This window comes from Comamonas sp. SCN 65-56, assembly GCF_001724135.1.
Taxonomy (GTDB): domain Bacteria; phylum Pseudomonadota; class Gammaproteobacteria; order Burkholderiales; family Burkholderiaceae_C; genus Comamonas_C.
Genome location: NZ_MEDS01000025.1, coordinates 585,009 through 610,097, shown reverse-complemented (window position 1 = coordinate 610,097; position 25,089 = coordinate 585,009). Strand labels below are relative to the sequence as shown.

The following is a 25,089-nucleotide window of genomic DNA, read 5'->3' as shown; positions in this document are numbered from 1 at the left end:
TTGCTTGAGCTTGTCGCTCTTCATGGCGGCGGCCAGCACCGCTCTGGCGCCCAGCACCAGCAGGCTGCGCAGGTAGGCGTCGCCCGCCTTGGTGATGCGTCCCAATCTCTGCTTGCCACCGGAGCTGTATTGCCCGGGCACCAAGCCCAGCCAGGCGGCAAAGCTGCGCCCGCAGGCGAAGTCGCGGTCATTGCCCACGGTGCTGATGAGTGCCATGGCCATGGCGGTGGTCTGACCGATGCCGCCCAGGTGCATCAACCGTTGCGCCTGCGTGCTGTGGCGGGCCATGAGGGCGATGTGGCGGTCGTACTCGGCAATCCGAGCTTTGCCACTGTCAGCAAAGTTGCGCATGCCCTCGGCTTAAAAATCACGGTAGTCCCCGCCTAACTGCTCGTCGCAGCCGTTCGCTTGGCGTCGGCTGAGCTCATTCGTCAGGCGTAGAGTAGATCCCATGCTTGCAGTACCGCGCGTCAAGATTTGCTGCATTTCCAGTGTTGAAGAGGCTCGATTGGCAGTCCGGATGGGTGCATCCGCGCTGGGTCTGGTTTCGCACATGCCCAGCGGGCCAGGTGTCATTGCGGACGAACGCATTGCCGAAATCGCCCGTTCGGTTCCTCCGCCGGTGGCGACCTTTCTTTTGACGTCTCTGCGAGAAGCCGATGCCATCGTGCAGCAACATGCCGTCTGCCAGACTTCAACGCTTCAACTCGTTGATTCGGTGGCCATCCCCGAGATCCGGAAGCTGCGCCGCCAGCTTCCCTCCGTGAAGCTCGTTCAGGTCATCCATGTGATGGGTGAAGAGTCGCTGGAAGAAGCCAAGGTCGTTGCAGGGTTTGTCGATGCACTTCTTCTTGATTCCGGCAACCCGACCTTGGAGATCAAGGAGCTGGGCGGCACCGGGCGAGTGCATGACTGGGAAGTCAGCCGAAGAATCTGCCAGCAAGTGGATTGCCCCGTCTTTCTGGCAGGCGGCATTCGCGCCTCCAACGTCCGTGAGGCCATCCAGGCAGTCCAGCCCTTTGGCCTGGATTTGTGCTCCAGCGTGCGCAGCGACGGCCAGCTCAGCGAAGAGCGGCTTGGCGAGTTCATGCAGGCGGTGCGCAGCGCGGCCTGATTTTCAACCTGCGGGTCTCGCATTCGTTGGGTCGTAGATTCCGGTGATCGGCTGCCACAATCCGGCCATGCTTGCGCGCTTGATCTCGTACTGGGTTTATGGCGGGCTGCTCGCCGGGCTCTTGCTGCTGGTGTTGTCGCCGCTTCTGCTGGCGGGCTGGCCGGGGCCATTGGCGGCGGCCTTTTTTCTGCTGCCGACGTACATGATTCATCAGTACGAAGAGCACGATGACGACCGCTTTCGGCGGTTTTTCAATGCCACGATCGGCCAGGGGTTCGATGTCCTGTCGCCGTCGGTGGTGTTCATCACGAATGTGCCGGGCGTCTGGGGTGTCATTGCCCTGTCTTTGTATGGCGCAGCTCATCTCGGCCTCGGGTGGGCGCTGGTGGCGGTGTATCTGGCGCTCGTGAATGCCTTCATGCACGTGGTTCATGCCATCGTCTTCAGGCGCTACAACCCGGGGCTGGCCACGGCCGTGGCGGTGTTTCTGCCGCTGGGCTTTCATGTGCTGCATTTGATTGATGAGGCTGGCGCCGGCACGGTGGCGAGCCACGCCATCGGCCTGGTCATTGCGATCGCGATTCATGCGGCACTTCTTGTGCTGGTACGGCGCAAACTGGCAGTCATGCGACGCGCCCAGCTCGGCATGGCTGCCCCTTCTTTCGAGACGGGCGGGGGCAATTCATCATGATTGGAGCGATCGCGGCGCTGTTGCTGATGCAACTGGCGGGCACCTTGCTGGTGCAGTTCCTGCGCCTGCCTCTGCCGGGGCCGGTGCTGGGCATGTTCCTGCTCTTCGCCTGGCTGGCGTGGCGACGCCGCGTGCCCGAGGCGCTGTCGGGCACGGCGCTGACGCTGCTGGAAAACCTCTCGCTGCTGTTCGTGCCTGCCGGGGTCGGCATCATTGCCCATTGGCACGAGGTGGCGGGGCAGACCGGGCGGATTGCGGTGGTCTTGGTGCTGGGCGCAGCGGTGACGCTGGTGGTGACGGCGTACACGCTGCATTGGCTGCTGGCGCGTGCCGACTCGCGTGCGGCGGGGAATTAGGCCATGCGGCTGAATGCGATCTGGGTCTATCTGGCCAGCCAGCCGCTGCTGTGGCTGGCCGTGACCGTCACGGTGTACTGGCTGGCCCGGCGCTTGTACCTGGCCACGGGCGGCCTGGCTGCGTGCAATCCGGTGCTGGTGTCGATTGCGGCCATCGTCGGCTTGCTGCTGCTGACGGGCACCGACTACCAGACCTATTTCGACGGCGCGCAGTTCATCCACTTTCTGCTGGGGCCGGCCACGGTGGCACTGGCGGTGCCTTTGATGCAGCAACTGCCGGTGCTCAGGCGCAGCCTGCTGCCGCTGTCGGTGGCGCTGCTGGTGGGTGCGCTCACGGGCATCTTGTTGACGGTGGCGCTGTGCTGGGTGATGGGGATCGAGGGCCGCACGCTGCTGTCGCTGCTGCCGCGCTCGATCACCACGCCGATCGCGATGGGGGTGTCCGATCAGATCGGCGGCAGCGCCGAGCTGACGGTGGTGTTCGTCGTGATCACCGGCGTGCTGGGCGCGGCCTTTGGCGTGCCGCTGCTGGGCCGCTTGATGCGCAAGGACGCTATCGCCACCGGTTTTGCGTTGGGGGTGACGGCGCACGGCATTGGCACGGCGCGCGCCTTCGAGGTCGACGAGCAGGCAGGGGCCTTTGCCGGGCTGGGCATGGGGCTCAATGGCGCCTTGACGGCGGTCCTGATTCCGCTGCTGGTGTGGGCGCTGAGTTTGTGACCCCGCCAGTGCAACGGGAACGGTGACCAGCGATGTCTGGTCGCCATCCGCTGGTCGTCTATGGCCTGGTTATCCAGGGTTTGTGCATCGACCGAGCACTCACTTGCCAGGCAACACCAACGTCGTGAAGTTTCTGGCTTCGCGCACGCCTGGGCCCAGACCGATCTGCCCCGAGCCATTGCTGCCGGCAGCCCGAACGCTGCCGTCATGCCCCAGCAGCAGCGTGTGCGAGCCGCCGGCGGCGATCTGCGCGACGCCGCTGGCCACCTGCCGGGGCGCGTGCTGATCGAGCGCATCGCCCGTGCCCAGGCGGCCGCTGTCGTTGTAGCCAAAGGCCCAGACCGTGTCATCTTGCGCCAGCAGCAGGCTGTGCAATTCGCCCGCGCTTACCGCCGCAACGCCGCCCTCGCGCAGTTGGAAGGGTGCATTGCGGTTGGTGTTGCCGCCATCACCCAACTGTCCGCCACCATCAAAGCCGAAGGCCCAGAGGCTGCCATCCTGGTTGCGCACCAGGCTGTGCGCGCCGCCAGCGCTGATTTGCGCGACGCCGTCCATGATCTTCACCGGCTGGCTGCGGTCGTTTCTGTCCCCCGTGCCGAGCTGGCCGTTGCGGTTCTGGCCCACGCTCCATAGGCCGCCGTCGCGCTTGAGGATGAGGCTGTGCGAGCCGCCCAGTGCCACGGCCTGCACGTCGGCCATCACCTTGACCGGCGTGCGTTTGGCTGTGGTGTCGCCATCGCAAAGCTGGCCGTAGGAGTCGTGGCCCATGGCCCAGAGTTCTCCGCTTTCGGTGATCAGCATGCTGTGCATGCCGCCGGCGGCGATGGCGGTGATTTTCATGGCAGGGGCCTGAGCCGAAGAGACTGCGGCAGTGCCCAAAGTGCACAGCAGCACAAGGGCGCGCAAGGCGGTGCGGCGGGGTGGATGCATGGTGGTTTTCTCATGGTTTGCACGGGACACGTTGTCTTCCCTGCTCTACAGTTCGTTCAAAATGGTCGCGCGCTTGGCTTCGTATTCGGCACTGCTGATGAGGCCCTGATCGCGCAGCGCTTGCAGTGCCCGCAGGCGGCTGGCGGCATCCGGCGCGCCGCCCGTGATGATGTGCGTGCCGCCGTCGATCACGATCGGCTTGCCGTTGCGTGGTTACTTTTTCGCCTGCTCCAGCGCCACGCCCACCATGCCGGCCATTTTGCCGCCCAGGGTCTGGCGCAGCACATCGCTCAGGTCTGCCAAGCCTTGCAGTTTCACCGCATCATCGACGGAGACCGTCGTGCGCGTGGTGGTGAAGACGCCGGGTTCGCGGGCGCCGGTGGATGGCGAACCGGTGAACATGGGGCTGAAGGGTGCGGCCGGTGGAGTGCCTGCGCCCGGCAGGCTGAAATCCTGCGCGCCGTCGCCCTTGCGCGCGATGGCGCCGCTGAGCAGGTGCCACAGCGAAAGCGGCACGAAGATGAGGGCCGAATACAGTAGCCAGGCCACGCCCATGGTGGCCAGCGTGATGGACTCACGGCTGCCATCAGCCCGGGTGCAGGAAATCAGATGACTCACGCCGCGCTGGCCGGGTTTGTATGAATAGCTTTGCGATTGCAGCTCGACGCTGCCGTCGCAAATCAGCGATGCGGCGGGCAGGACGACGGGCGGGAACACCGCGCCGACGGCGGTGGCGATCATCAGCCCGGCAAACAGGCTCAGGCCCGCGCGCATCACCCAGCGCCATTTCGGAAACAAGTTGCCGAGCAGCGAGCCACCGGTGCGCAAACCCGAAAAGCCGAATACGCGACCGAACACGCGCCGCATCACCAGCGCGATGACGAGCCAGATCAGCACTGGCATCACCAGGCCGATGAGGCTGAGCCATTCAAAGAGGTTGCTGTCGCCCATCTCGTCCTTTCCTTGTCAATGCTCAGCGGCGCGGCATGTCGAGCACTGCGCTGCACTGCTGCGGGCCCAGCTGGTTGCCGCCTTCGGTAATGCCGCACAGGCGCGGGCTGCTCCAGGTCAGCAGCCGGGTGGCCGGGTTCCAGGTCAGAGGCAGATCGGCCATCGCGGTCTGGCGAATGCGGTGCGCGCGACCACTGGCCAGATCGAGGAGCATCAGCCCGTCATCGCTCGGGTAGATCAGGTGGCCCTCGTCGTGCAGCAGGTGCACCAGCTCCCAACTGCCGCGCTGCACATCGAGCGTGCCGGGCGTGCCCTGCAAGTGGGCGCGCAAGATGACGTTGCCCCGGCCCTGGTCGCTGAGCCAGACGAGGTGCTTGCCCAGTTGCAGCGCGGTGCCCGCGATCAGGCCTTCGTCGCCCAGCGCCTGAACGGCGGCATAGGCTTGCGGGGTGCCGAAGCGCGGCGGCAGGGCGTCGTCGGGTGTGGCGGCATGGGCGCTGCGGCCTTGCAACTGCGTGAGGTGGATGTCGGGCGCCACCTGACCGCGCAGCAGGCGGATGCGCGCGCCGTAGCGCTCGCGCAGGCAGGTGTCCACGGCCAGCTCCGCGCGTGCTTGCATCAGCGTTCGGCCTGCGGTGCAGTCCTGGTCGCGCTGGCGCAGCCAGTCAAGCTGCTGCTTTTTCAGCGCGCCGGGGTTGGCGCTGCGCTCCAGCGCCTGGCGGTACAGCCCGGCAAGCTCCACGTCGAGCGCAGCCAACGGCACGCGCGCGCACAGCAGTTGTTCGGTGATGCCGCGTGCCTTGGCGCAGTCAAAGCTCGGTTGGGCCGACACTTGGGCGGGAGAAGGTGCGGGAGGGTCGTCCGCCACTGCGGGCAGTTGCATCAGGCAAATGTATTTGTCGGGGATCTTGGCCGTGGCACGGTCGCACCCGCCCAGAACGCGACGGACCACGAGCCAGCGGCTGGCAGCGTCGAAGGGCATGGCCTGATCGCCGTCTTTCGTACCGGCTATGGGCTGGGGTTCGCCCCCTTCCAGCGGGTGCATGATGAGGCCGTCAAAGCTCGCGTAGATCATGCGCGAGGCCGCGTAGTCAAACACGGCTCCCGCCAGTTCCCAGTTGCCCGCAACCAGCACGCGCGGCTTGCCTTGGCGCGTGGCGGTCATCAGCGCAATGTCGCCATGGCCGCGGTTTTGCCACCAGACGATGTGGCGCGCGTTGGCGTGGATTTCGTCGGCGTAGTCACGGTCGGGGATGGTGTAGTCGGCAGCCCAGGCGGCGTTGTCGTCCGGCCAGTGCTGCGGCACCTGGGTGCCCGAATGTCGGGGGCCAGCGCCTTGATCGATCGCGGCCCCGTGGCCAGCGTGGCCGCGTAGTGGCGCGGCTCCCAGGCGGGGTCGATATCGGCTTGCTTTTTCCTGCCTTGCTCGGTGGTGAACACGTAAAGCGTGTCGGCCACCCAGAGCAAATCGGTGCCGGAGCTGAACACGGCTTCTGCATTCGGGTCGCTGGCGTCCAGCTCGGGCGTGGCCGCGACTGCGTGCTCGCCACGGCCGAGCAGCCACACGCGCCGCCCCCGGCCTGCGGCTTCGCAGTTGACTTCAATGGCCAGGGTTTGGCCGGTGGCATCAAAAGCCGCTTGGGGTGCGTTGCAATCGGGCTTGTCCAGGCCGATCTGCGCGAGCAGCGCGGGCGCAGTGTCTTGCACGTCGGTGAGTGCGGGTGGCGCGGCCTGTGCAGGCAGATTCAGCCAGAGGAGGCTGGCTGCAAGCAGCGCGCCGGGAAGAAGGGGAAAGCGTTTCATTCGTTCTCGGGCTCGCTCTCGCGCTCTTGCACGGTGCAGGTGGCCTGGCCGGGCGTGAGGTCAATGAAACTGGCAATCGCCGCGCTCTGCCCGCAAAAGCTGCTGATCAGCATGTGCGCCATGTTCAGCGCGTAGGCCCTGCCCTCGCGCGTGAGGCGCAGGCTGGAGGCGCTGTCTGCCACGCCGGCCTCGCCATCGGGCCAGGTGATGGTGGTCGCATCCGGCGCATCGCGCCAAGTGGTGGCGCCGTCTTTGCGGTCGGCGTCCACGCTGCAATTTCCGCCGGGCGTCGCGGCGGTGTAGCTCAGGGCTTGCACGCGCTCTTGCGCATCCACCTGCAAGGTGAGGAAGTGCGCGTTGCCGGTCTCCTCCAGCTTGCATTCCAGCGTCTTGGCGCTGGCCGTGGCGCTTGCTGGCGCGTCAGCCAAAACCGGCACGGCGGGCACGGCAGGAAGGCTCTTGAGCGCCACCGCCTTGCCCGTGCTGCTCACGAGCACCGGCCCGCCCTCGCCCCAGGCGATGCGCATGCTTTCTTCATCGCCGCTTTCGTAGCTGCGCACGCTCAGGCGCAACTGGCCGTCGGCAAGCTCGCCGCTGACGAGGCTGCCGCCGCGCTCTTGCGCCAGATCCTGGATGAACCAGCGGTTGGCACAGACCTGGGTTTGCGCCGGGTTTTCGCCCAATTCGTTGACGATGGCCTGCGCCATGTCGGGCGGCAGGCGCACCGCTTCGGAAAACGTCTGACCGCGTAGCGTGAGGGTGAAACGCAGCTCATAGCGGCGATCGTCGGCGCTGTCGGTGACTTTGAATTCGCCCTTGCCTTGTGCCTGCCAGTCGCGGGCCGACAGGCAGGTGGCCTCGGCCTCGGATGCGGTCGGGGCCGCAGGTACGGGTGCAATGGCGGTGGCAATCGGGGGCTCGGCCGGTTTGCCGCAGGCGCTCAGGGCCAGCGCGGTGGCGACAAGGCCAAGGCCAAGGCCAAGGCCAAAGAGGCGGGGCATGGGCAAGGTGTTTCCCTTCAAACCCGTATCCTAGGCAACCTCGCCGGGGTGCACCAGTGACTTTGGTCACTGCCTCTACGCCTCAGTCGTGCGGCGTCAACAAACTCAGCCACTGGTGCCCGAGTGCGCGCATGCCGCGCACCTTGCCCAGCTCGTCGACTGCCAGCGCCAGGCCCACTTGCCCCGAAGAGCGCGCCGGCGCGCCAAAGCTGATGCGCCAGCACGCCTCGCGGGCATGCACAACCAGTCCACCCTTGAAGTAGTACCACGGGCTGTGGATGCGCAGCAGGGCCAGCGGCTGGCTGAACACCACGGCGGGTCTGCCGTCGGCCAGGCATTCAAGAAATTCGTCCGGCGCCGGTGCCAGCCGCGCGAGCTTGCGTAGCTGCCAACCCCAGGCCGATCCGGTGTCGCTGGCGGCAAACGACAGCACGCCATCGCGCAGCCGCAGCGTGCCGGGCAGGCTGCTGATGCCGCGCAGCAGCCAGGCGCGAGAGTGAAACCGCGGCGTGATCCGGGCACCCGCCGGCGCCGTGCTGGCAGCGGGTGCCAGGGCGCGCTGCAGTGCGCGCGCCGCCTCGCGCTGGCGCATGCGGGCGGCTTGCTTGATGGCGTTCAGCGGTTTCATCGGTGGGCGCTGCAGGGGCGGGCGGGGCTTGCATCGTAGGCGGCCAGCGCCCGCGGCTCAAGCGGGGGCGCTCATTGCACGCCCAGCCAGCGGCTTCGCGCCGCGGAGTCGGAGACGAAATCGGCCATTCGGGCGTGGTGCACCACGCGGCCCTGCTCCAGCACCACCACGCGATCGGCGACGGCCTGTGCGAAGGCGAGGTTCTGCTCCGAGAGCACGATGGCCAGGCCCTGGCGCTTGAGCTGACGCACCGCGCGCGCCATCTGCTGCACGATGACGGGCGCCACGCCCTCCGAGGGTTCGTCCAGCAGCAGCGCCAGCGGCTGACCCATCAGGGTGCGCGCGACGCTGAGCATCTGCTGCTCGCCGCCGCTCATGCGCGCGCCCAGGCGATCGGGCATCTCGCGCAGGTTGGGAAAGAGGGCGAACAGGCGCTCGACGCTCCAGGGTTCGATCGGCGTGCCGTTCGAGCGTGCGCGGGGGTGCTGGCGGCCGGTTTCCAAGTTTTCCAGCACCGTCAGGTCGCCGAAGATGCGCCGCTCCTCCGGCACGTAGCCTACGCCCGCGCGGGCGATGCGGTGGGCGGGCCAGCCATTGATCGCCCGGCTGTTGAAGACGACTTCGCCCGTGGTGCGCGCGAGCAGCCCGGCGATGGCCTTGAGCGTGGTCGATTTGCCCGCGCCGTTGCGCCCCATCAGTGCCAGTACCTCGCCGGGTGCGACGGCGAGCGAGACGCCGTGCAGGATGTGGGCGCCGCCGTACCAGGCGTGCAGGTTTTGCACATCCAGCAGCGCTACCTGAGGGGCGCCGTCTGGCTCCTTCCCCCGCTGGGGGAGGGCGGGGATGGGGGCGGCTTGTGCGTGCACAGGCTCTGGCGGGTGTGGTGTCGGCTGGCCCCCACCCCCGCCCTCGATTTCAAGTGTTTTTGGCCTCTCGCCCTTGTCTGGCAAGCGCGGGCAGATCTCATTTTCAGCATCATCAAACCCGCTGCCCAGATACGCCCGCTGCACCCGTTCGTCCTCGCGGATGGTCTCGGGCGTTCCTTCGGCTAGCAGCTCGCCGCGCACCATCACCGCGATGCGGTCGGCCTGGCCGAAGACCACATCCATGCTGTGCTCGGTGAAGAGCACGGCCATGCGCCGCTCCTGCGCGAGCTGGCGCGTGAGCTGCATCAGCGCGATGCGCTCGGCGCTCGCCATGCCGGCGGTGGGCTCGTCCATCAGCAAGAGGCGCGGCTCGCCCGCCAGCGCCAGCACCAGCTCCAGGCGCTTGACGTCGCCGTAGGCGAGCTCGCTGCATGCGCGCGCCGCCTGTTCAGCCATGCCGACCTGATCCAGCAGAGCCTGTGCGTCGCTCGCCCGGTAGTGGCGCGCGCCGCGCCAGGCGCGCCAATGGCGGCCGTCGTGTGCCAGCAGCGCCATCTGCACGTTTTCCAGCGCGGTGAAGCTGGCGAAGGTCTCGGCGATCTGGAAGGTGCGCCCCACGCCCAAGCGGGCGAGCGCGCGCGGCGTGCGGCCCGTCACGTCCTGCCCATCGAGCAGCACCTGCCCCGCATCCGGGCGCAACTGCCCGCCAAGCATGTGAAAGCTCGTCGTCTTGCCCGCGCCGTTGGGGCCGATCAGCGCCAGCAGCTCGCCCGGCGCGACGGTGAGCGACACGCCCTGCACCGCATGCACGCCGCCAAAGGATTTGCGCAGCCCGGTCACGTCCAGCAAGTTCACCGCACGCCTCCAAAAACCCTTGTTTTGATAGCTGCCAGCGCTTGCCGGTATTGCGCCAAACCCGAAATTCCTTGTGGAAATGCCAAAATCAAGAGCAGCATCACGCCGCCCAGCAGCGCACGCCAGTAGTCGGTCGATCGCGCCAGGCTGTCGTGCAGCCAGGTGAAGGCCGCCGCGCCCGCCACCGGCCCGGCGAGCGCGTGCACGCCGCCCAGCAGCACCATCACCAGCGCATCGACCGAGCTGCTGACCGACAGCGCATCGGGTGCGACGCCGCCCTTGGAATACGCAAACAGCGCGCCCGCCAGCCCGGCGATGAGCCCCACGATGACGAAGGCCGCCCACTGCACGCGGCGCACCGGCAGGCCGATGGCCTCGGCCCGGGGGCTGGAGTCGCGCGCCGCGCGCAGCGCCCAGCCCAGCGGCGCGTGCAGCAGGCGCCGCAGCCCAAACAGGCCGAGCGCGCACAGTGCCAGCACCAGCCAGTAAAAACCCGCGCCGCTCGCCAGCCCCTCGGGGGGCCAGACACCGGTCAGGCCATTGCTGCCGCCCGTCACGCCATCCCACTGGAACGCCACCGCCCAGGTGATCTGCGCGAACGCGAGAGTCAGCATCGCGAGATAAATACCCGTCAGGCGCATGCAGAACCAGCCATAGACCAGCGCTCCGGCAGCGGCCACCAGCGGCGCGAGCAGCAGCACCGCCGCCATCGGCAGTCCGCTGGCGCGCGCCAGCAGCGCCGCCGCGTACGCGCCCAGGCCAAAGTAGGCCGCATGGCCGAAGGAATGCAAGCCGCCCGGCCCGACGATGGCCTGCAGGCTGGCGGCAAAGAGCGCGGCGATCGCGATCTCGGCGAGCAGCACGGTGGCGTAACTTTGCGCGCCCAGCGCCACGGGCACGAGCGCCAGCAGCGTCAAGAGCGCGAGCCACGCCCGCACCGTGAATCGCGTGCCGACCTTGAGCCCCGGCGCCGCCAGCGCATCGCCGCGCCCGAGCACCGGCGCGCGCCCCATCAGCCCCCAGGGCCGCCAGATCAGCACCAGCGCCATCACCAGAAATTCAGCCACCAGCGTGAGCTTGGGAAAGGCAACCGTCAGCGCCCCGACCTGCACCACGCCCAGCCAGATGCACACCGCCTTCAGCTCGGCGATGAGCAGCGCCGCAACGAAGGCGCCGGGCAGCGACCCCATGCCGCCGACGACGACGATGACGAAGGCCGTCGCCACCATTGGCAGGTCGAGCTCCAGGCTGGCCGGCTCGCGCGGCAATTGCAGCGCGCCCGCCAGGCCCGCCAGCAACCCGCCGAGCGCGAACACCGCGGTGAACAGCCAGGCCTGGCGCACGCCCAGCGCCCCCAGCATCTCGCGGTCTTGCGTCGCCGCGCGCACCAGCGTGCCCCAGCGCGTGCGCGTGAGCAGCAACGTGAGCAGCGCCAGCACCACCGGGCCGACGGCGATCAGGAACAGGTCATAAGTGGGAAAGCGCCGCCCGAGGATCTCCACCGCCCCCGCGAGCCCCGGCGCGCGCGGGCCGAGCAAATCCTCCGCGCCCCAGAGCCAGAGCGCCGCATCGCGCAGGATGAGCACCAGCGCGAAGGTGGCCAGCAGTTGCAGCAGTTCGGGTGCGTGGTACAGGCGGCGCAGCAGCAGCACCTCGATCAGTGCCGCCAGCAGCGCGACGACCAGCGGCGCCAGCAACAGCGCGGGCCAGAAGCCGATGGCGCCACCCAGGCGATCGACGCAGGTGTACGCCACGTACAGCCCCAGCACATAGAGCGAGCCGTGCGCGAAGTTGACGATCCGCGTGACGCCGAAGACCAGCGACAGGCCGGCCGCGACGAGAAACAGCGTGGCGCCGCTCGCCAGACCGTTGAGCAACTGGACGAGCAGGCCCGAGAAATCCATGCGGCGCGGCGATTACGGCCCGGCCGGGCGCAGCTTCTTCACTTCTTCGTCGGAGGGCTGGAACTTCGCGCCATCCTCGTAGCGGAAGTCCACCATCACGCCCTTGCCATCCTTCACCGCCGTCGTGCCCACATAGGCGCCCATCGTCGATTGGTGGTCTTGCGCGCGGTAGGTGATGGGGCCGAACGGCGTATCGACCTTCAGGCCCTCGAAGGCCGCGATCAGCTTTTCGGTCTCGCTGCTGCCCGCCTTCTTCAGCCCTGCGGCGATCGACAGGATGGCGTTGTAGCCCACGACCGAACCGGCGCGCGGGTAATCGTTGAAGCGCTTCTGGTAGGCCTGCAGAAATGCCTGGTGCTCGGGCGTCTTGATCGCGTACCAGGGGTAGCCGGTGACGATCCAGCCCACCGGGGCCTCGGCCTTCAACGGGTCGAGGTAATCGGGCTCGCCGGTCAAGAGGCTCACCACCTTGCGGCCCTCGAACAGGCCGCGGGTGTTGCCCTCGCGCACGAATTTCGCCAGATCGGTGGCAAAGAGCACGTTGAAGATCGCATCCGGCTTGGCGTCGGCCAGCGCCTGCACCACGCTGCCTGCGTCCACCTTGCCCAGCGGCGTCGCCTGCTCGGCAACGAACTCCACATCCGGTTGCGCCGCTTTCAGAAGCTGCTTGAAGGTGGCCACCGCGGATTGGCCGTATTCATAGTTGGGATAGACCAGCGCCCAGCGCTTCTTGTTCAGCTTGGCCGCTTCAGGCACCAGCATCGCCACCTGCATCCAGGTCGAGGGGCGCAGGCGGAAGGTGTAGTGGTTGCCGTCCTGCCAGACGATCTTGTCGGTGAGCGGCTCGCTCGCCAGGTAAAAGCGCTTCTTTTGCTTGGCAAAGTCGGTCAGCGCCAGGCCCAGGTGCGAGAGAAAGCCGCCGGTGAGCACGTCCACCTTCTCGCGCGTGATCAGCTCCTCGGCCGCGCGCACCGTCTCGCCCGGGTTGGCGTTGTCGTCGCGCGTGATGAGCAGCAGCTTCTTGCCGTGGATGCCGCCTGCGGCATTGATCTGCTCCACCGCCAGCTCCATGCCCTGCTTGTAGGGCATCAGGAAGGCGGGCTGCGCCTTGTAGCTGTTGATCTCGCCAATGGTGTAGCTGCCTTGGGCATGCACCGATCCAGCCACCAGGGCCAATGACGCCAGCACTGCGGCCGTCCACTGCTTCATGTCAGCACTCCCTGTGTCTCTGCAAAAGTTGCGGGAGCGGTAATGTACCCCTTGACCACCGGAGGTGCTGCGCAGGTACTGCAAGCGCCGCATGCACGACAATCCGGGCTTTCCCGATTTCCCAGTCTGCTTGGCGACAGGGCGCGATGGCGCCCCTTTTGCCTTGCCCGGCTGCCTTGACCCAGACCACACGATGTTTTTCGAAGAGCGCGTCCTGACGGTGCACCACTGGACGGACAGACTGTTTTCCTTCACCACCACGCGCAACCAGGCCCTTCGCTTTTCCAACGGCCATTTCGTGCTGATCGGCCTCAGGGTCGACGGCAAGCCGCTGCTGCGCGCCTACAGCGTGGTGAGCCCGAACTGGGAGGAACAGCTCGAATTCCTCTCGATCAAGGTGGCGAACGGCCCGCTCACCTCGCGCCTGCAGCACATCGCACCGGGCGACACCCTGCTCATCGCCAAGAAGCCCACCGGCACGCTGGTGACCGACTACCTGCTGCCCGGCAGGCGCCTGTACCTGTTCTCGACCGGAACGGGGCTGGCGCCCTTCATGAGCATCATCCGCGACCCGGACACCTACGAGCGCTTTGAGCAGATCGTGCTGGTGCACGGGGTACGCGAAGTCTCTGAGCTGGCCTACCATGCCTACCTCACGCACGAGCTGCCCAAGCATGAAATCCTGGGCGACATGGTGCAAAAACAGCTGCTGTACTACCCGACGGTGACGCGCGAGCCCTTTGTGCACCAGGGGCGCATCAACGCATTGATCCACAACGGCACGCTCGCCGCCGACTTGGGCCTGCCAGCGCTCGATCCGCTGGAAGATCGCGTGATGCTCTGCGGCAGCCCGCAGATGCTGGTCACACTCACGCAGCTGCTGCAAAAGCGCGGCTTCGAGGAAGGCAGCACCAAGCAGCCGGGGGACTTTGTCGTCGAGCGCGCGTTCGTCGAGAAATAACCGGGGCGTTCGCGAAATCACCCGCTCGTTCCTTGTCAATTGTTGCCTTATGGGCAACAATCGTTGTCTTATGGGCAACGCTCAAAACGCGGTCGATCTGCTGTTCCCAGCCAACCGCCAGCAGGTTCTGGCGGCGCTGCTGCTGCAACCCGACCGCAGCCTGCATCTGCGGGAGCTGGCGCGCCTGACAGGAAGCAATGCCGGCACGCTGGCGCGCGAAGTGGACAAGTTGACACAAGCGGGTTTGCTGCTGCGCAGTGACCAGGGAAACCAGGCGCGCTACAGCGCGAACGTGCAACACCCGCTGCACGCCGAGCTGGCCGCGATCTTTCGCAAGACGCACGGCGTGCTGCCCGCGCTGCGCGCCGCGCTGGAGCCGCTGGACGGGCAGATTGACCTGGCCTTCGTCTACGGTTCCGTGGCCAGCGGCACGCACACCGACCACAGTGATGTGGACGTGCTGCTGATCGGCACGGCGGACTTCGTGGCGGTGGTGCAGGCGCTGTACCCGCTGCACGCATCCTTGGGGCGCGAGGTGAACCCGGTGGTGTGGGCCGCGAGCGAGCTGGCAGCCAGGGCGCGGGCGGGCGACGCCTTCGTGCGCGACGTACTGCGCAAACCCAAACTCTGGATCAAGGGGAGCGAACATGAGCTTGAGCAACTTGCAAGCCATTGGGCGCCTGCAAGCGCAAGCACCTGACCCGGCGAGCATCGTCAAGCTGTTGCAGGCCGCGCACCAGAATCTGGCCGACGCGCGGGTGCAGCAGATCAGCGCCACCAACCGCTTCGATGCGGCCTACAAGTGCATCATGCAGTGCGCCATGCTGGGGTTGTGGGCAAATGGCTGGCGCACCAGCACCAGCCAGCCGGGGCATCATCAGACGGCGATCCAGACGCTGGATCAGACCTTGGAGGTGGACAAGGCTGACTTGATCGTGCTTGACGCCCTGCGCCGCCAGCGCAACCTGAGCGACTACGAGGGCGATCCGATCACACAAACCACGCTGCTGGCGGGCCTGCAAGCGGCAGAAAAACTGTTGAGCCACACCGAGCGCTGGTTGCGTGAGCATCATCCGGAATGGAATCCGGCGTGGCCGACTTCTACATGGGAAAAATAAGGATGCGCACGCGGCCAAAGAAGCAAGACGAAGATGAGCGTGTACGAAACACGGTCCGCTAAGCTCGACGACAAGACGGCGTGCGCACCGGGATCATATCTGGCGATCTCAACTCAGACAGGGAGTGCCGCAATGACGATGCCGGACGACACCACCACGATTGGCGCGCTGATCGAAGCGGGCGCGGCGGGCCTGGCGGAGGCGGGCGTCGTCTTCGGTCACGGCACGACCAATGCCCGTGACGAGGCCGCGTGGCTGGTGCTGTGGAGCCTGGGCCTGCCGCTGGATAGTCCCTTGGGTGATGAAGTAAATTCAATAAAAAATCAGGCTTTAACGCCCGACCAGAAAGCGCTAGCAGCTTCTCTTTTTGAAGAACGCATCGCCACCCGCCAGCCCGCCGCCTACCTCACGCGTGAGGCCTGGCTGGCGGGCGTGCCGTTTTACGTCGATGAGCGCGCCATCGTGCCGCGCAGCTTTATCGCCGAGCTGATCGCCGATGCGACCATCGACCCCTGGCTGAGCGATGAAACCCGTCAGGTGCTGGACCTGTGCACCGGCAACGGCAGCCTCGCCATTCTCGCGGCCATGGCCTGGCCCGAGGTGCAGGTGTGCGGCGCCGATCTCTCGCCCGACGCGCTGGCGGTGGCGCGCATCAATGTTGAAAAGCACGGCCTGCAAGTGCGCGTGCGACTCGTCGAATCCGATGGCCTGGCGCGCTGCCCCGGCCCGTGGGATTTGATCCTGTGCAATCCGCCCTATGTGAATGCGCAGAGCATGGCGCGGTTGCCGCTGGAATACCGGGCCGAGCCCGCGCTGGCGCTGGAGGGCGGCTTGGACGGCATGGATTTCATCCGCCGCCTGCTGCATGACGCCCCGGCCTGCATGAGCGAGGACGCGGTGCTGGTGCTGGAGATCGGCAACGAGCGCGCGCACTTCGAGGCCGCATTCCCGCAATTGCCCGTGTTCTGGCTGCCCACCAGCGCAGGCAGCGATCAGGTGCTCCTGATCACGCGCGACGCGCTGCTGACGGCTTTTCCGCAGCGCTGAAAGGCACGTCTCGGCGGGCTGCTGCGCTGCACCGCACCCGCCGCTGCACTGTCCACTTCCGAGACACTTTTCCCGCCTGAGCCAAAACGATACACGCCGGTTGCGGACGTAGCACAATGGGCTGGACTGCGGCTCGGATGGGTCAAGGTAGCCAGAGAGCGAACACCGTCACCCGCGGTGTGCAACGGGTGGCACGGATTCTGCATATACCCCTCACCTGCTCCATCTGCACGGCTGCAGCACAAGCAAGGGTTTCACCTGTCGCAAGGTGGAGCATGTTGTTATCCAATGGTAGGGTTTCGCTTAGAAACTTCTGTTTTTCATAACGAGGAGACACTTCCGATGAAAGTCGAGCTCAAGGTCAATGGCCAGGCAGTCACTGCCGACGTGCCGCCCAACACACTGCTGGTGGAATACATCCGCGAGCATCTGCGCCTGACCGGCACGCACCAGGGCTGCGACACGGCCCAGTGCGGCGCCTGCACCGTGATCGCCAATGGCCGTTCCATCAAGGCCTGCAACACGCTGGTGGCGCAGATGCAGGGCGCAGAGGTCACCACCATCGAAGGCATCACGCCTGCCGATGGCTCGCTGCACCCGATGCAAGCCGCGTTCAAGGAGTGCCACGGCCTGCAATGCGGCTTCTGCACCCCCGGCATGGTGATGAGCTCGATCGACCTGATCAAGCACCACCCCAACGCCACCGAGCACGAGATACGCGACCTGCTCGAAGGCAATATCTGCCGCTGCACCGGCTACCAGAACATCGTCAAGGCCGTGCAGACCGCCCAGAAGACCATGACCGCCTGACGGCACGAAAGGAGACACACCATGGGTGCCAATGAATTTGCCAAGCTGCCGCATATCGGCGAATCCCTTTTGCGCAAGGAGGACGTGCGCTTCCTGACCGGCCAGGGCAACTACACCGACGACATCAACCTGAACCACCAGAAGTACGGCTACTTCGTGCGTTCCCCGCATGCCCACGCCAAGATCAAGAGCGTGGACATCTCGGCCGCCGCCAAGATGCCGGGCGTGGCCCGCATCTTCACCGGGGCCGACCTCGCCGGCAAGATGGGCGGCCTGCCCTGCGGCTGGCAGATCCACAACCCCGACGGCAGCCCGATGAAGGAGCCGGCCCACCCGGTGCTGGCCCACACCAAGGTGCGCTACGTGGGTGACCATGTTGCGCTGGTCGTTGCCGACTCGCATGTCAACGCCAGAAACGCCGCTGAAGCCGTGGTGGTTGATTACGAGCCCCTCGGCGCGGTGATAGACATGGCGACGGCCAAGAACGGCCCGGCGCTGCACGACGAAGCCCCCGACAACCATTGCTACAAGTGGACGCTGGGCGACAAGGCCGCGGTCGATGCCGCCTTTGCCGGCGCCGCGCATGTCACCAAGCTTGACCTGGTGAACAACCGCCTGGTGCCCAACGCCATGGAACCGCGCGCCGTCAACGCCTCCTACAACCGCGCCACCGACGAGAGCGAGCTGTACGTCTCCAACCAGAACCCGCACGTCGAGCGTCTCCTGATGACCGCCTTCGTGCTGCAATGGCCCGAGCACAAGGTGCGCGTGATTGCCCCCGACGTCGGCGGCGGCTTCGGCTCCAAGATTTATCTGTACGCCGAAGACGTGGCCCTGACCTGGGCCGCCAAGGAGCTCAACTGCGCCGTCAAGTGGACGGCCGACCGCAGCGAGGCCTTCGTCTCCGACGCCCACGGCCGTGACCACGTCACCCACGCCGAGATGGCGATGGACAAGGACGGCAAGTTCCTGGCGCTGCGCGTGCACACCAATGCCAACATGGGCGCCTACCTGTCGACCTTCGCTTCGGCGGTGCCGACCATCCTGTACGGCACGCTGCTGGCCGGTCAGTACACCACGCCGCAGATCTACGTCGAGGTCGATGCCTGGTTCACCAGCACTGCCCCCGTCGACGCCTACCGTGGTGCCGGCCGCCCCGAAGCCACCTATCTGCTCGAGCGCATGGCCACGCGCTGCGCCTGGGAGATGGGCCTGTCGCAGGACGAAATCCGCAAGCGCAATTTCGTCACCCAGTTCCCCTACCAGACGCCGGTGGCACTGCAGTACGACACGGGGGACTTCCACCAGGTGATGAACAAGGCCAATGATCTGGCCGACGTGGCCGGTTTCGCCGCGCGCAAGGCAGCGACCGAAGCCAAGGGTCTGCTGCGCGGCATCGGCTATTCCAGCTACATCGAGGCCTGCGGCTTGGCACCATCCAACATCGCCGGTGCGCTCGGTGCGCGTGCCGGCCTGTTCGAAGCCGGCGAAGTGCGTGTGCACCCCACCGGCAGCGTCACGGTGTTCACCGGCTCGCACAGCCATGGCCAGGGGCATGAGACCACGTTCGCGCAAGTCGTCGCCGCCCGGCTGGGCATAGACCCCAGCCAGGTCGATATCGTGCATGGTGATACCGGTCGCATCCCCTTCGGCATGGGCACCTACGGCAGCCGCTCGCTGTCCGTGGGCGGCGCCGCCATCATGAAGGCACTGGACAAAATCGAGGCCAAGGCCAAGAAGATCGCGGCGCACCTGATGGAAGCCTCGGATGCCGACATCGAGTTTTCCGGCGGCGAGTTCAAGGTCAAGGGCACCGACAAGAAGATTCCCTTCGGTCAGGTGGCGTTGACGGCCTACGTGCCGCACAACTACCCGCTGGACAAGCTGGAGCCCGGCTTGAACGAAACCGCGTTCTACGACCCGACCAACTTCACCTACCCGGCCGGCACCCACATCTGCGAGGTCGAGATCGATCCGCAGACCGGCGTGGTGCGCGTGGACCGCTTCACCTGCGTGGACGACTTCGGCGTGATCATCAACCCGATGATCGTCGAAGGCCAGGTGCATGGCGGCGTGGCCCAGGGCCTGGGCCAGGCGCTGCAGGAGGCTTGCGTGTACGACAAGGAATCCGGCCAGCTCCTGACCGGCAGTTTCATGGACTACACGATGCCGCGCGCCGCCGACCTGGTCAACCTCAAGATCGGCCATGTCTGCACCCCCTGCACGCACAACCCGATCGGCAGCAAGGGCTGCGGCGAAGCCGGCGCCATCGGCTCGCCCCCGGCCGCGATGAACGCCGTGCTCGACGCGCTCAAGTCGGTCGGCGTGCATGAACTTGACATGCCCGCCTCGCCCAGCCGCGTCTGGGAAGCCATCCAGAAAGCCAAAGCCTGATAGGAGACAGCACATGTACGCATTCACTTATGAGCGTCCCGCCAGCCAGGCCGACGCAGCCAAGCTGGCACAGGCCGGCGGCAAGCTGCTGGCCGGCGGCCAGACCCTGCTCGCCTCGATGAAGCTGCGCCTGGCGGCGCCCGAGCAAATCGTCGACCTCGGCGCGATTGCCGACCTCAAGGGCATCCGCCGCGACGGCAACGCCATCGTCATCGGCGCCATGACGCTGCATGCCGACGTCGCCGAAAGTGCCGAAGTCAAGGCCGCCATCCCCGCGCTGGCCGCCCTGGCCAGCGGCATTGGCGACAAGCAGGTGCGCGCCCGCGGAACGATCGGCGGCTCGGTCGCTAACAACGACCCGGCGGCCGATTACCCGGCGGCGCTGATGGCGCTGGGCGCCACCGTGCGCACCAACAAGCGCGAGATCAAGGCCGACGACTTTTTCCAAGGCTTGTTCACCACCGCGCTGGATGAGGGCGAGCTGATCACCGCGGTGAGCTTCCCGATCCCGAAGAAGGCGGCCTACGTCAAGTTTCCGCAGCCGGCTTCGCTGTTCGCGCTCATCGGCGTGTTCGTCGCGCAGACCGACGGGGGCACGCGTGTCGCCGTCACGGGTGCAGGCAATGGCGTGTTCCGCCATGCCGGCATGGAAGCGGCATTGAATGGCAGCTTCGCACCGGCGGCGGTCGCCAACGTCAAGACCGATGCGGGCGAGATGTCCAGCGACCTGCATGGCTCCAGCGCCTACCGCGCCCACCTCGTGGGCGTGATGACGCAGCGTGCCGTCGCCAAGGCCCTCGCCTGATGGCTCCTCCAACTCTTCCTCCGGGCGGAGGAGGGGTTCTTCAGGCGGCCCCTGCCGCCTGACTTTTTGAACAAGCCTTTTCAATGGGCCGCGAGCAGATAGAGTGGTTTTCGGCTTTTGCACCCGTCAATGCTGCGCACACAGCTCATGATTTGATAGTCGACTCGCTTCGGCCGTAATGTCCCATGAATGCCTCATCTGCCCCTCTGGATCCTTGTTCGTGCGATTCGATCGATGCATTGATCGCATCGCTGGAATCCGTCGGCTACTACGCCGACCGGCGCCTCGCCACCGCGGTCTTTCTGGCATTCAAGCTGCAGCGTCCCTTGTTGCTGGAGGGCGAACCCGGCGTTGGCAAGACCGAGCTGGCGAAAGCGCTTGCGCGCGTGCTGGGCCGGCAGATGCTGCGCCTGCAGTGTTTTGACGGCCTGGAGCAGCGCGAGGCACTCTACGAATGGAATTACGCCGCGCAGTTGCTACACCTGCGCGCGGCCGAAGGCACGGCGTCGACCTCCGAGCTGGAGCAGGAGGTCTACCAGCCACGCTACCTGGTGCGCCGTCCGCTGCTGCAGGCGCTGGAAACCCCCGAGCCCGGCGCACTGCTGTTGATCGACGAGGTCGATCGCGCCGATGAGCCGTTCGAGGCCTTTCTGCTGGAGTACCTGGGCGAATACCAGGTCAGCATTCCCGAGCTGGGCACGGTGCGCGCCAAGGTGCCGCCGGTCACCATCCTCACCAGCAACCGCACGCGAGAGCTCAATGACGCAGTCAAGCGCCGCTGCCTCTACCACTGGCTCGACTACCCCGAGCGCGAGCGCGAACTCGCCATCGTGCGCGCGCTGGTGCCCGAAGCCCCCAAGCGCCTGGCGGATCAGGTCGCGGGCTTTGTGCAGCAGCTGCGCGGCCAGCCCTATGGCGAACGCTTTCAGCGCGCCCCGGGCATTGCCGAGACCGTGGAGTGGGCGCGCGCCCTGGTGGCGCTGGACACCGTGGTGCTGGACCCCGAAGTGGCGGTGGAAACCGCCGGCATCCTGTTCAAGCAACGCGACGATGTCGCGGCGCTCAACCGCGAATTGGCCAGCGATGTCTTCCAGGCCGCCGAGCAGGCGGCGCAGCTGGCGCAGGCCGGCTGATCCGCCGCGCTGACGCCCCTGGACGCCACCATGAACGACGACGCGCTTGACGACAGGCTGGCCGAAGCGCCGGCGGCGGGGAAGGGCGTGTCGCAACTGGGTGACGCGCGCACCGGCAAGCTGGCGGGCAACCTGAGCGGCTTTTGCCGCACGCTGCGGCGCGCCGGCCTGCCCATGGACGCGGCGCGCATGGCGCTGGCGCAGCAGGCGCTCGACCTCGTGGGCGTGCGGCACCGGCAGGATTTCGCCGCGGCACTGGAGTCCGTGCTGATCAGCCGCGAGCAGGACCGCGGGGTGTTCCGCGAGCTGTTCGAGGCGTTCTTCAAAGACCCGCGCCTGGCCAACAAGCTGCTGGCGCAGATGCTGCCCAAGACCGAGGGCAAGGCCAAGGGGCCCAAGCAGCGCCCGCGCGTTTCCGAAGCCCTGGCGCCGCCCAAGCCCGAGGCCAAACCCAGGGACGAGCAAACCATAGACCTGGATGCGGCGATGACCGCCAGCGAGCTGGCGCGCGTCAAGGCGGCCGATTTCAACCAGCTCAGCGCCAGCGAATACACGTTGGTCGAGCGCTTGGTGCGCGACATTCCGCTGCCCCTGCCCACGGTGGCGGCGCGGCGCACCCAGTCCGGCGCGCGCGGCGCGCGCATTCACTGGCGCCGCACCATGGGCGCGGCCGCCCAGTGCGGCGGCGACGTGATGGCGCTGCACCGCCTGCAGCGCCGCCGCCAGCCGCTGCCCTTGATGGTGCTGGTCGACATTTCCGGCTCGATGGAGCGCTACACCCGCCTGCTGCTCGCGTTTTTGCACTGCGCCACCATGCGCACCCAGGTCGGCGGTCAGGCGCTGGCGCTGCGCCGCGACGTGTTCGCCTTCGGCACCGGGTTGACGGATCTGAGCCCCGCCTTTCGCCTCGCCGATACCGACGACATGCTGGTGTTTGCCGGCCACAGCATCCAGGATTTTGCCGGCGGCACGCGCATGGGCGCCTCGCTGGCCACGCTGCGCCAACACCACTGGCGGCGCATGGTGGGGCGGCGCACGCTGGTGCTGCTGGTGAGCGACGGTCTGGATACCGGGGAACCCGAAGAGCTCACACGCGAGCTCGACTGGCTCAAGCGCCACACGCGCAAGATTCTCTGGCTCAACCCGCTGCTGCGCTTTGACGCTTACCAGCCGATAGCGCGTGGCGCCGCCGTACTGCACAAGGCCACCGATGGCATGGTGGCCGTGCACAACATCACCCGTCTGCAGGAACTGGCAGGCGCCATTGCCAAGCTTTTGAAACAGTAACTACTGAAACCGAGGAGTAAACACATGGAAATGCAAGGCTCGCGGCAGCTCGCCGCCACCCAGCAGCAGGCCTGGGACGCGCTGAACAACCCCGACGTGCTCAAGGAGTGCATTCCGGGCTGCGACAGCATCACCGCCACGGGCGAAAACGCTTACGACGTGGTGACGGCGATCAAGATCGGCCCCGTCAGCGCCAAGTTCAAGGGCGCGATCCAGCTGTCGGACATCCAGGCGCCGAACAGCTATACGCTTACTTTCGAAGGCAATGGCGGCCCGGCCGGTTTTGGCAAGGGCACCTCCAAGGTTACTTTGACGCCCAAGGACGGCGGCTGCGAATTGGGCTATACCGTCACTGCCAGCGTGGGCGGCAAGATCGCGCAAGTCGGGCAGCGGCTGATCGACGGTGTAGCCAAGCAGATGGCTGAAAAATTCTTCGCCCGTTTCGATGAAGAGCTGCAGCGCCTGCACCCTGCGCCGGCACCGGCCGCAGGCGCGCCGGCCGCCGTGCCGGCACCGGCCGCACCGGAAAGCGGCGGCGGCATCCCGGCCTGGGTCTGGATCGTCATCGCGGTGATCGTGATCGGCGGCTATTTCGCGCTGCGTTGAAAGGCGGGTGAAAGGAGTGTTGCATTATGGAAAATCTTGACGTCACCGTCCTGCGCGCCGTGCACGACTGGCGCGAGAAGGGCCAATCGGCCGTGCTGGCCACCGTGGTGCACACCTGGGGCTCATCACCGCGGCCCGTGGGCTGCATCATGGCCATGCGCCAGGATGGCGCCGTGGTCGGTTCGGTTTCAGGCGGCTGCATCGAATACGATTTGATCGACCGCTACACCAAGCCCGGCACCGCCGACCCGCTGCCGCATGCCGGCCCGCCTCAGTTCGTCAAATACGGCATCTCCGCCGACGAAGCCCACCGCTTCGGCCTGCCCTGCGGCGGCACGCTCGAGGTGATGCTGGAGTTCGACCCCGACGGTGCCAAGGTGGGCGAGTTGCTGCAGTCGCTGGATGCGGGCCGCCTCATGCACCGGCGCGTCAGTCTGGCTGATGGCAGCGTGACGCTGGAACCCAGCGAGCACCCTGCCGACCTCATCGTCAATGACCACGAGTTGGTGAACACCTTCGGCCCCGGCTACCGCATGATCATCATCGGTGCCGGGCAGATGAGCGAGTACCTCGCCACCATGGCGCTGTTCTGCGGCTTTTCCGTCACCGTCTGCGATCCGCGCGAGGAATTCGCCGGCAGCTGGAGCGTGCCCGGTGCACGCCTCGTCAAGACCATGCCGGACGACACCGTCGCCGAGATGAAGCCCGACGGCCGCACCTGCGTGATCGCGCTCACGCACGACCCCAAGCTCGACGACCTGGCGCTGCTGCAGGCGCTGGAGACACCGGCCTTTTACATCGGCGCCATTGGCAGCCGGCGCAACAGCGCGCTGCGCCACCAGCGCATGATCGAGCACCTTGATCAGACCGAAGAAAGCATGCAAAACCTGCGCGGTCCGGTCGGCATCTACATCGGCAGCAAGACCCCGCCCGAGATCGCGGTGAGCGTGATGGCCGAAATTCTCGCGGTCAAGAACGGCGTGCCACTGCCACGTGACCTCGATGTGGCGCACGTGAAGGATTTGCAAGACATCACGCCCAACGACGCGGCCAACGTCTGTTTCGTCGTGCACGAGAACGCCTGAGCGCAGTGATGGACCCGTTCGGCGCCGTCGTGATGGCCGCCGGTGCCGGGCGGCGCATGGGAGTGCGCCCCAAATCGCTGCTGCTGCGGGGTGACGAGCCGCTGTTGCTGCGCCAGATACGGTTGCTGTCGCTGGCGGGTGCCAGCGCCGTCGTGGTCGTGCTCGGCCACCACCAGGAGGCGCTGCGCGCGGTACTGCAGCCCACGCAAGCCCGATTCCCGCAGCTGCGCTGGGCCGTCAATCCAGCACCCGACGACGGCCCCGCGTCCTCGCTGTGCCATGGCCTTGCGGCATTGCCGCCGTCGCTGCAGGCCATCGTCGTCACGCTCGGCGACCAGCCGCTGCTGGAGGCCGACGATTTCCGAGCCGTGCTGCAAGCCTGGCATGCGCGCGCCTCAGGCATCGACCTGGTCGTGCCCAGCTACCAGGGCCAGCCTGGCCACCCGCTGGTGTTGGGGGCCAGCGTGCGCGCGGCCATAGAGCACGGTCGCGGTGCCACAGGAGTGCGCGAATGGCGCCGCGCGCACGCCGGCGAAGTCCAGACGCTCACGCTCGATCATGGGCGCTGCACCACCGATATCGACACCCCGGACGATGTGGCGCGGCTTGCGCGCGAGCAGGGCGTGGCACTGCGCTGGCCGACACCCGTGCCCGGCGGCGGGTTGGGTGGCGGAGCTCCACCACCACCGCGCCAACCGCAGGGGTGATCCGCTTTGGCATAATGGCTCGCATCACGATGCGCCGATTTGCACCGCTTGCGGGCGCTTTACAAATCCTGCTAAAGACGTGACCGATCCGCAGCAAGCCCGGCCCCG

At 66.7% G+C, this 25,089-nt stretch carries 26 protein-coding genes and 1 pseudogene; 16 read left to right on the top strand and 11 right to left on the bottom strand.

The genetic code is table 11. From position 1 onward, the window contains the following. Positions 1-321, bottom strand: a pseudogene (locus ABS45_RS15805) (transposase); the annotation flags it as partial. 130 nt (positions 322-451) lie between these two features. Here ABS45_RS15805 and ABS45_RS15800 point away from each other — a divergent pair. The 4 genes from ABS45_RS15800 to ABS45_RS15785 all read left to right on the top strand — a co-directional run bounded on the left by ABS45_RS15800 (position 452) and on the right by ABS45_RS15785 (position 2,881). Then, positions 452-1,114 carry a phosphoribosylanthranilate isomerase gene (locus tag ABS45_RS15800; protein ID WP_291557218.1) on the top strand — a complete coding sequence of 221 codons (663 nt, stop codon included), beginning with the start codon at positions 452-454 and terminating at the stop codon, positions 1,112-1,114. Positions 1,115-1,181: 67 nt separating this feature from the next. After that, complete coding sequence (locus ABS45_RS15795) at positions 1,182-1,805, top strand: HXXEE domain-containing protein (RefSeq protein ID WP_291557215.1); 624 nt, start codon at positions 1,182-1,184, stop codon at positions 1,803-1,805. Next, positions 1,802-2,161, top strand: a complete 360-nt coding sequence (locus tag ABS45_RS15790; RefSeq protein WP_291557212.1) for a CidA/LrgA family protein — start codon at positions 1,802-1,804, stop codon at positions 2,159-2,161. The genes ABS45_RS15795 and ABS45_RS15790 overlap by 4 nt, the downstream gene beginning before the upstream one ends. Positions 2,162-2,164: 3 nt before the next feature. Then, positions 2,165-2,881 (top strand): LrgB family protein, encoded by a 717-nt coding sequence (locus ABS45_RS15785; RefSeq protein ID WP_291557209.1) that lies wholly within the window; start codon positions 2,165-2,167, stop codon positions 2,879-2,881. A 99-nt stretch (positions 2,882-2,980) separates the two neighbouring features. Here the strand turns inward: ABS45_RS15785 and ABS45_RS15780 are convergent, their stop codons facing one another. From ABS45_RS15780 to ABS45_RS15735, 10 genes are all read right to left on the bottom strand, one after another. Then, a complete protein-coding gene (locus ABS45_RS15780) occupies positions 2,981-3,721 on the bottom strand; it encodes a hypothetical protein (RefSeq protein ID WP_291557206.1) in 741 nt (246 codons plus the stop codon). Positions 3,722-3,856: 135 nt separating this feature from the next. Continuing rightward, complete coding sequence (locus tag ABS45_RS15775) at positions 3,857-4,003, bottom strand: SHOCT domain-containing protein (protein WP_291557203.1); 147 nt, start codon at positions 4,001-4,003, stop codon at positions 3,857-3,859. 21 nt (positions 4,004-4,024) lie between these two features. Beyond that, positions 4,025-4,762 (bottom strand): hypothetical protein, encoded by a 738-nt coding sequence (locus ABS45_RS15770; RefSeq protein WP_291557201.1) that lies wholly within the window; start codon positions 4,760-4,762, stop codon positions 4,025-4,027. Positions 4,763-4,784: 22 nt separating this feature from the next. Next, a complete protein-coding gene (locus tag ABS45_RS15765) occupies positions 4,785-5,645 on the bottom strand; it encodes a lysozyme inhibitor LprI family protein (protein WP_291557301.1) in 861 nt (286 codons plus the stop codon). A 281-nt stretch (positions 5,646-5,926) separates the two neighbouring features. Next, a complete protein-coding gene (locus ABS45_RS15760) occupies positions 5,927-6,565 on the bottom strand; it encodes a hypothetical protein (RefSeq protein ID WP_291557198.1) in 639 nt (212 codons plus the stop codon). After that, positions 6,562-7,566, bottom strand: coding sequence for a hypothetical protein (locus ABS45_RS15755; RefSeq protein WP_291557195.1), 1,005 nt, complete (start codon positions 7,564-7,566; stop codon positions 6,562-6,564). The genes ABS45_RS15760 and ABS45_RS15755 overlap by 4 nt, the downstream gene beginning before the upstream one ends. A gap of 82 nt (positions 7,567-7,648) precedes the next feature. Continuing rightward, positions 7,649-8,194, bottom strand: coding sequence for a hypothetical protein (locus ABS45_RS15750; protein WP_291557192.1), 546 nt, complete (start codon positions 8,192-8,194; stop codon positions 7,649-7,651). 71 nt (positions 8,195-8,265) lie between these two features. Continuing rightward, complete coding sequence (locus ABS45_RS15745) at positions 8,266-9,915, bottom strand: ATP-binding cassette domain-containing protein (protein ID WP_291557189.1); 1,650 nt, start codon at positions 9,913-9,915, stop codon at positions 8,266-8,268. Further along, a complete protein-coding gene (locus tag ABS45_RS15740) occupies positions 9,912-11,819 on the bottom strand; it encodes an ABC transporter permease (protein WP_291557186.1) in 1,908 nt (635 codons plus the stop codon). Before ABS45_RS15740 ends, ABS45_RS15745 begins: the two co-directional genes overlap by 4 nt. Before the next feature lie 12 nt (positions 11,820-11,831). Continuing rightward, on the bottom strand, positions 11,832-13,028 hold the full coding sequence (locus ABS45_RS15735) for an ABC transporter substrate-binding protein (RefSeq protein WP_291557183.1): 1,197 nt from the start codon (positions 13,026-13,028) through the stop codon (positions 11,832-11,834). Positions 13,029-13,221: 193 nt separating this feature from the next. Between ABS45_RS15735 and ABS45_RS15730 the strand changes: the two genes are divergently transcribed. The 12 genes from ABS45_RS15730 (at position 13,222) to ABS45_RS15675 (ending at position 24,981) form a co-directional block, all read left to right on the top strand. Next, positions 13,222-13,989, top strand: coding sequence for a ferredoxin--NADP reductase (locus tag ABS45_RS15730; protein ID WP_291557180.1), 768 nt, complete (start codon positions 13,222-13,224; stop codon positions 13,987-13,989). A gap of 70 nt (positions 13,990-14,059) precedes the next feature. Continuing rightward, positions 14,060-14,689 carry a nucleotidyltransferase domain-containing protein gene (locus ABS45_RS15725; protein ID WP_291557176.1) on the top strand — a complete coding sequence of 210 codons (630 nt, stop codon included), beginning with the start codon at positions 14,060-14,062 and terminating at the stop codon, positions 14,687-14,689. Then, a complete protein-coding gene (locus ABS45_RS15720; protein ID WP_291557173.1) occupies positions 14,637-15,107 on the top strand; it encodes a DNA-binding protein in 471 nt (156 codons plus the stop codon). Before ABS45_RS15725 ends, ABS45_RS15720 begins: the two co-directional genes overlap by 53 nt. Before the next feature lie 132 nt (positions 15,108-15,239). Next, positions 15,240-16,154 (top strand): 50S ribosomal protein L3 N(5)-glutamine methyltransferase, encoded by a 915-nt coding sequence (gene prmB, locus ABS45_RS15715; protein ID WP_291557170.1) that lies wholly within the window; start codon positions 15,240-15,242, stop codon positions 16,152-16,154. 342 nt (positions 16,155-16,496) lie between these two features. Next, positions 16,497-16,964, top strand: coding sequence for a (2Fe-2S)-binding protein (locus ABS45_RS15710; protein WP_291557167.1), 468 nt, complete (start codon positions 16,497-16,499; stop codon positions 16,962-16,964). Positions 16,965-16,985: 21 nt separating this feature from the next. Continuing rightward, positions 16,986-19,358, top strand: coding sequence for a xanthine dehydrogenase family protein molybdopterin-binding subunit (locus tag ABS45_RS15705; RefSeq protein ID WP_291557164.1), 2,373 nt, complete (start codon positions 16,986-16,988; stop codon positions 19,356-19,358). 13 nt (positions 19,359-19,371) lie between these two features. Then, entirely contained in the window at positions 19,372-20,163 is a 792-nt protein-coding gene (locus ABS45_RS15700) for a xanthine dehydrogenase family protein subunit M (protein ID WP_291557162.1), read from the top strand. A gap of 185 nt (positions 20,164-20,348) precedes the next feature. After that, complete coding sequence (locus tag ABS45_RS15695; RefSeq protein ID WP_291557160.1) at positions 20,349-21,296, top strand: MoxR family ATPase; 948 nt, start codon at positions 20,349-20,351, stop codon at positions 21,294-21,296. Positions 21,297-21,326: 30 nt separating this feature from the next. Further along, positions 21,327-22,583 carry a VWA domain-containing protein gene (locus ABS45_RS15690; protein ID WP_291557157.1) on the top strand — a complete coding sequence of 419 codons (1,257 nt, stop codon included), beginning with the start codon at positions 21,327-21,329 and terminating at the stop codon, positions 22,581-22,583. A gap of 24 nt (positions 22,584-22,607) precedes the next feature. Further along, positions 22,608-23,189 (top strand): carbon monoxide dehydrogenase subunit G, encoded by a 582-nt coding sequence (locus tag ABS45_RS15685; protein ID WP_291557154.1) that lies wholly within the window; start codon positions 22,608-22,610, stop codon positions 23,187-23,189. A gap of 26 nt (positions 23,190-23,215) precedes the next feature. Beyond that, positions 23,216-24,274, top strand: coding sequence for an XdhC family protein (locus tag ABS45_RS15680; RefSeq protein ID WP_291557150.1), 1,059 nt, complete (start codon positions 23,216-23,218; stop codon positions 24,272-24,274). 8 nt (positions 24,275-24,282) lie between these two features. After that, positions 24,283-24,981: a nucleotidyltransferase family protein gene (locus ABS45_RS15675; protein ID WP_291557148.1), complete on the top strand. Its 699-nt coding sequence runs from the start codon at positions 24,283-24,285 to the stop codon at positions 24,979-24,981. The last annotated feature ends 108 nt before the right edge of the window (positions 24,982-25,089 follow it).

Bases quoted from the DNA above. Each gene is read 5' to 3' on its own strand.
- ABS45_RS15705 (WP_291557164.1), top strand. From the start codon at position 16,986: ATGGGTGCCAATGAATTTGCCAAGCTGCCGCATATCGGCGAATCCCTT.
- ABS45_RS15780 (WP_291557206.1), bottom strand. From the start codon at position 3,721: ATGAAAATCACCGCCATCGCCGCCGGCGGCATGCACAGCATGCTGATC.
- ABS45_RS15770 (WP_291557201.1), bottom strand. From the start codon at position 4,762: ATGGGCGACAGCAACCTCTTTGAATGGCTCAGCCTCATCGGCCTGGTG.
- ABS45_RS15735 (WP_291557183.1), bottom strand. From the start codon at position 13,028: ATGAAGCAGTGGACGGCCGCAGTGCTGGCGTCATTGGCCCTGGTGGCT.
- ABS45_RS15725 (WP_291557176.1), top strand. From the start codon at position 14,060: ATGGGCAACGCTCAAAACGCGGTCGATCTGCTGTTCCCAGCCAACCGC.
- ABS45_RS15785 (WP_291557209.1), top strand. From the start codon at position 2,165: ATGCGGCTGAATGCGATCTGGGTCTATCTGGCCAGCCAGCCGCTGCTG.
- ABS45_RS15690 (WP_291557157.1), top strand. From the start codon at position 21,327: ATGAACGACGACGCGCTTGACGACAGGCTGGCCGAAGCGCCGGCGGCG.
- ABS45_RS15710 (WP_291557167.1), top strand. From the start codon at position 16,497: ATGAAAGTCGAGCTCAAGGTCAATGGCCAGGCAGTCACTGCCGACGTG.
- ABS45_RS15800 (WP_291557218.1), top strand. From the start codon at position 452: ATGCTTGCAGTACCGCGCGTCAAGATTTGCTGCATTTCCAGTGTTGAA.
- ABS45_RS15695 (WP_291557160.1), top strand. From the start codon at position 20,349: ATGAATGCCTCATCTGCCCCTCTGGATCCTTGTTCGTGCGATTCGATC.
- ABS45_RS15755 (WP_291557195.1), bottom strand. From the start codon at position 7,566: ATGCCCCGCCTCTTTGGCCTTGGCCTTGGCCTTGGCCTTGTCGCCACC.
- ABS45_RS15720 (WP_291557173.1), top strand. From the start codon at position 14,637: ATGAGCTTGAGCAACTTGCAAGCCATTGGGCGCCTGCAAGCGCAAGCA.
- ABS45_RS15795 (WP_291557215.1), top strand. From the start codon at position 1,182: ATGCTTGCGCGCTTGATCTCGTACTGGGTTTATGGCGGGCTGCTCGCC.
- ABS45_RS15740 (WP_291557186.1), bottom strand. From the start codon at position 11,819: ATGGATTTCTCGGGCCTGCTCGTCCAGTTGCTCAACGGTCTGGCGAGC.
- ABS45_RS15750 (WP_291557192.1), bottom strand. From the start codon at position 8,194: ATGAAACCGCTGAACGCCATCAAGCAAGCCGCCCGCATGCGCCAGCGC.
- prmB (WP_291557170.1), top strand. From the start codon at position 15,240: ATGACGATGCCGGACGACACCACCACGATTGGCGCGCTGATCGAAGCG.
- ABS45_RS15680 (WP_291557150.1), top strand. From the start codon at position 23,216: ATGGAAAATCTTGACGTCACCGTCCTGCGCGCCGTGCACGACTGGCGC.
- ABS45_RS15700 (WP_291557162.1), top strand. From the start codon at position 19,372: ATGTACGCATTCACTTATGAGCGTCCCGCCAGCCAGGCCGACGCAGCC.
- ABS45_RS15675 (WP_291557148.1), top strand. From the start codon at position 24,283: ATGGACCCGTTCGGCGCCGTCGTGATGGCCGCCGGTGCCGGGCGGCGC.
- ABS45_RS15790 (WP_291557212.1), top strand. From the start codon at position 1,802: ATGATTGGAGCGATCGCGGCGCTGTTGCTGATGCAACTGGCGGGCACC.
- ABS45_RS15760 (WP_291557198.1), bottom strand. From the start codon at position 6,565: ATGAAACGCTTTCCCCTTCTTCCCGGCGCGCTGCTTGCAGCCAGCCTC.
- ABS45_RS15765 (WP_291557301.1), bottom strand. From the start codon at position 5,645: ATGCAACTGCCCGCAGTGGCGGACGACCCTCCCGCACCTTCTCCCGCC.
- ABS45_RS15685 (WP_291557154.1), top strand. From the start codon at position 22,608: ATGGAAATGCAAGGCTCGCGGCAGCTCGCCGCCACCCAGCAGCAGGCC.
- ABS45_RS15730 (WP_291557180.1), top strand. From the start codon at position 13,222: ATGTTTTTCGAAGAGCGCGTCCTGACGGTGCACCACTGGACGGACAGA.